This is a genomic window from Phenylobacterium sp. (genome assembly GCF_035276905.1).
In the GTDB taxonomy this organism is placed as follows: Bacteria; Pseudomonadota; Alphaproteobacteria; order Caulobacterales; family Caulobacteraceae; genus Phenylobacterium.
The window spans coordinates 1-4070 of sequence record NZ_DATELG010000092.1 but is presented as its reverse complement, the minus strand read 5'-3'; the positions used below and the strand labels follow the sequence as shown (position 1 = coordinate 4070).

General features: G+C 67.8%; 4 protein-coding genes. 2 read left to right on the top strand and 2 right to left on the bottom strand.

What is annotated here, in order from left to right:
• Positions 1-48 precede the first annotated feature (48 nt).
• Together VJS38_RS03960 and VJS38_RS03955 are read right to left on the bottom strand one after the other, a co-directional pair.
• Complete coding sequence (locus VJS38_RS03960; protein ID WP_324086853.1) at positions 49-1206, bottom strand: hypothetical protein; 1158 nt, start codon at positions 1204-1206, stop codon at positions 49-51.
• A 115-nt stretch (positions 1207-1321) separates the two neighbouring features.
• Entirely contained in the window at positions 1322-1930 is a 609-nt protein-coding gene (locus VJS38_RS03955) for a hypothetical protein (protein WP_324086852.1), read from the bottom strand.
• Positions 1931-2228: 298 nt separating this feature from the next.
• Here VJS38_RS03955 and VJS38_RS03950 point away from each other — a divergent pair, with 298 nt between their 5' ends.
• Together VJS38_RS03950 and VJS38_RS03945 are read left to right on the top strand one after the other, a co-directional pair.
• Positions 2229-3188: an ABC transporter ATP-binding protein gene (locus VJS38_RS03950; protein WP_324086851.1), complete on the top strand. Its 960-nt coding sequence runs from the start codon at positions 2229-2231 to the stop codon at positions 3186-3188.
• The coding region (locus tag VJS38_RS03945) for an ABC transporter permease (RefSeq protein WP_324086850.1) at positions 3188-4070 on the top strand (883 nt) is incomplete at its 3' end. The genes VJS38_RS03950 and VJS38_RS03945, both read left to right, overlap by 1 nt.

The following is a 4070-nucleotide window of genomic DNA, read 5'->3' as shown; positions in this document are numbered from 1 at the left end:
ACCCGGTCCGCGAACTCCATACAGGCCAGCGGCGTGTGAAAGGCCGCATCAATCAGGCCGGACACACGGAAGCACCTGAACCTGCGCGCACCACCTCTTCTCAGAATCCTCTTGCATCCGAAGGGGCGTCCACACACGGACGTTGGCGTCAACGTGCCATACCTTGCCATCGCGGTCGCGGATGAAGCCGATCTCCGCAAGCCCCAGGCATCCCAACGTCCGGGTCACCAGCCGGCCAGCGGCCAGCAGGTCGGGATCGTCGAACACGCGCACGACCGCGCTTGGCCCCAGCGGCCAGCAATTGGCCATGACGCAGAAACCGTGTTCGAGGAGCGCCCCCTCCGTTCCCGTCACGGCGCCGTACATCACCATGTGGCCGTCGATATACTTCTGGTAGAAAGCCCCACCCCTCGACTTGGCATTCAGATCTTCAAGCGCCCGCTCGACCTCCTCAAGCGAGTCGCCGATCCTGACGCCCTGTCCGGCAGCGCCGATGGCGGCTTTGACGACCAGCGGCAGCCCAAAGCGTGCGACCGCTTCTTTTGCGCTAATGTCACTGGCGCGCATCTGAGGTGGAGTGAGCACCCCGGCTCTCTCCAGGATGGCGTTCACCTCGAACTTGTCGATAAGCCGTAGCGGGGGAAAGCGCCGGTAGGCCAGCCCTCGCCTGGCGAGCGCCGAGATCGCCGGATGTTCGCAGTTCGCCGCCGCCAGGGTGTTCTCTTCGGCGAGCACGTCGAGGATCGGCCCGCCGCCCAGGCGCTTGGGCAGGGCGCCGTCTTCGCCCACTTCGGACAGGCTCACGTAGGCGTCATAGAGCCCCTGGTCGCGCATCCAACGCGTCAGCCGACGAACTCCCTTCTCAGTCAGCGCACCGACGCTGCTGACGCGCACGACGCGCACGCCGCGGCGCCGCAGCGTGCACGCAAGTTGGTCGAAGTAATCGCCCCCGAAGGCGTCGAGGATCAGGACGCTGCCTTGCGGCCGGAGCTGCGAGCCCTGCGCCCCAACCGCGTTTTCAAAGCGGACTTCATTCACACTGACGCTCAGGCCATGACGAATTTCGACTTTGAAATATAATAGGCGCGCGCAACCGCATGTTGCCAAATGACGCCCGCTATCAATGGCGAAGCTGTTTTTTGCGGCGCCATTGGCGATGCCGCCCGGGGTTGGTCTTGGACTGGCCAGGAACAGGTGCAGAGGCACCTGGCCTGTGTCGGAGTGAGGGCGGCGGGCATGCGGCGCGCTTGTCGCGCTGCCGGCTCCCGCGATCGTGCTTCAACCGGCCGTCGCGGCCCGGCCGCGCCGCAACAAACCGTACCTACCGAGGAAGCGCCAAGCCGATCATCAGCACGAGCAGGAACACGCCGGCCGCCATCAGCGCCAGCTTGAATGACGCAAAGTCGCCCGACGTGGGGATCTCAATTCCGCGGCGCGGCGTAGCCAGGGCCGCGACCGGCTCCACGGCGGGCGTCTCCGCCAGCAACTGCTGGGCCCGGAGATACATTTCGAGCCGTTGGGCCGCCAGGATCCCAAGCCCGAGAGAGAGGAACATTCCGGCGATCAGCGTCATGCTCAGATGCCAGGTCTGGGCCTCGCCGGTGACGAGCGAGCGGAGGGCATACCTCACGCCGACCAGGGCCACGATGAGCAGGGCCGCGCCCGGGGAGGCACGGGCGATCAGCTGGCGCGTCTGAGGGTGCACAGTGATCTGCACCAGTTTGCCGCGCCACCATCCGAGAACGCCGCCAATGCCGAGGCCGGCCAAGAGCCAGAGCCAGTCGAGACCCCGTGGGGGCTGCACCGCAAGGTCTGCAACGGTGACGGCCAGGGCGGTCAGCGGCGTGACCCAGAGCCATTCGAGGCGAAGCGGCCGGGGCTGGGACTTGCCCGGAGTCATTTTGCTGACCCGCCAGGCGATCAGCAACAAGACGAGCAAAATGCTTAGCAGAGAGTGCGAGACGGCATGCGGTGCATTTGACGGCATGGCGCAACCCCGATGGCGCAAGCGAAGGACCGTCCAGCTGACGGCTCGACTCTTTGTGAGATTGAACAAGCTTGAGCGTAATTTCAAATGATCATCCAGCGGCGGTCTAATTGACCGGCGGGATCGGTGATGAGGGGCCTAGATGGGAAGTTAAGGTCGATCGGTCGCGGTAAATAATGAGCAATTAAGCTTGCTGCGCCAGTAACCGTCCTTCTTATCTGCGGCGTAAGCAAGATTGGGCATGGTGTCGCTCATGCCCCAGGCAAATTCACCAAGCGCGCCGCTTCGTGTCGTTGGCCTCGCCAAGCAGTACGCGGGCGGTCGGGGCGTGCGGAACATCAGCTTCACCGTCGCACCGGGCAGCGTGACCGGCTTCATCGGCGTCAACGGCGCCGGCAAGAGCACCACGCTCAAGTGCATCATGGGGCTGACGTCGCCGGACGCCGGCGAGATCGCGATCTTCGGCGAGCCGGCGGATTTTGAGACGCGCCGTCAGCTGGGCTTCCTTCCCGAGGAGCGGGGGCTGGCGCCGCGCGAACGGGCGCGCGACGCGGTGGCCTTCCATGCCCGTCTGAAAGGCGTGGCGCGCGTCGAAGCCTACCGCCGCGCTGACGAGCTCCTCGAGCGCATCGGGCTGGGCGCGCGCCGCGGCGCGCGCGTCGGCGAACTTTCGAAGGGCAACGCCCAGCGGGTGCAGATCCTCTGCGCCATCGCCCACGCGCCCCGGCTGCTGATCCTCGACGAACCGTTCTCCGGCCTCGATCCGGTCGCGCAGGCCGAGGTCCAGTCGCTGTTCGACGAGTACCGCGCAGGCGGCGGCGCCATCCTCTTCTCGACCCACGCCATGGCCGCCGCCGAGCGGCTTTGCGACCACGTGGTGATCATCTCCGACGGCCGCACCGTGTTCGAAGGGGCCGTGGCCGAGGCCGCCGCGAAGGCGCCGCACGGGGTCTACGTCACCTGCAACGACGACGGCGGCCTGTTGGCGGTCGCCAGCGAACTCGGCGGCGAGGCGCAGCCGTTCCCCGGCAAAATCGGCGAGGCGTTGCGCTGGCGCGTACTGTTGCCGACCCATGTGGCCTATCCGACCCTGATGCGGGCCATGGCCGAGCGGCAGCTGTCGGTGCAGGGCTTCGAGCCGATCCAGGCCGACCTGGAGGGGGCCTTCTGGGCGTTCGCCGCACAGAAGGAAGCGGCTTGATGCACCGGCTGTGGCTCGTGGCGCGACGCGAGATCGTCGCCTATGCCGGCGTCCCGAGCTTCTGGGTGGCGCTGCTGACGGGGCCTCTGCTGATGCTCCTGGCTGCGCTCGGCGCGGGGGAGATGGCGCGCACGCCGGCCCCGCCCGCCGCCCGCATGGTGGCGATCGAAGCGCCGAATGCGCAGTTGGCCGCGGCCATGAAACACGCGATCGAGGAAGCCGCCGACATCGAGGGCCGACCGGACCAGGTGCGGATTGACGGCGCAGGCCCGGCCGCGGTCCGGGTTCGTCTCACCGACGGCTTGGGCGGGCCCGATGTGTCGGTCCAGGGCGAGCCGCTCTCCAAGATCAGCGTAGCGCTGCTGCGGCGTGATGTGGCCGCGGCGCTCCGTGGCGAGGCGCTGACCGGCGACGAGGCGCGCGCAACTGACATCGCTGTCCACGAGCCGACGCCGCGGCCGACGCCCCCGCAGGACAAGGGGCGCTTCGCTCGCTTCTCGATGAGCGCCATGCTGTGGCTGGCGCTGGTCGGCTCGCTCGGCCTCCTGCTGCAGGCGGTGGTGCGCGAGCGCTCGAACCGCGCGTTGGAAAGCCTGCTGGCCGCCGTGCGGCCCAGCGAGATCGTGCTCGGCAAGCTGCTGGGCGTCGGCGCGCTGGCCGCCCTGGTCATGGGCGTCTGGCTCGGCGGAGGCGCTATGATCGCCGCCAGCCCGCTGACCGCCAAGGCGCCCGTCGCCGCCCTGGTCCTGAGCGATTTCGGCGACGTTCGCACGCTTGGCCTCGGCGCGGTGGTGTTCGTGCTGGCCTTCGCGATGTACGGCTCGGCCATCATCGGGGTGGGCGCGCTGGCGCAGGACACGACGTCAGCCCAGAACCTGTCGC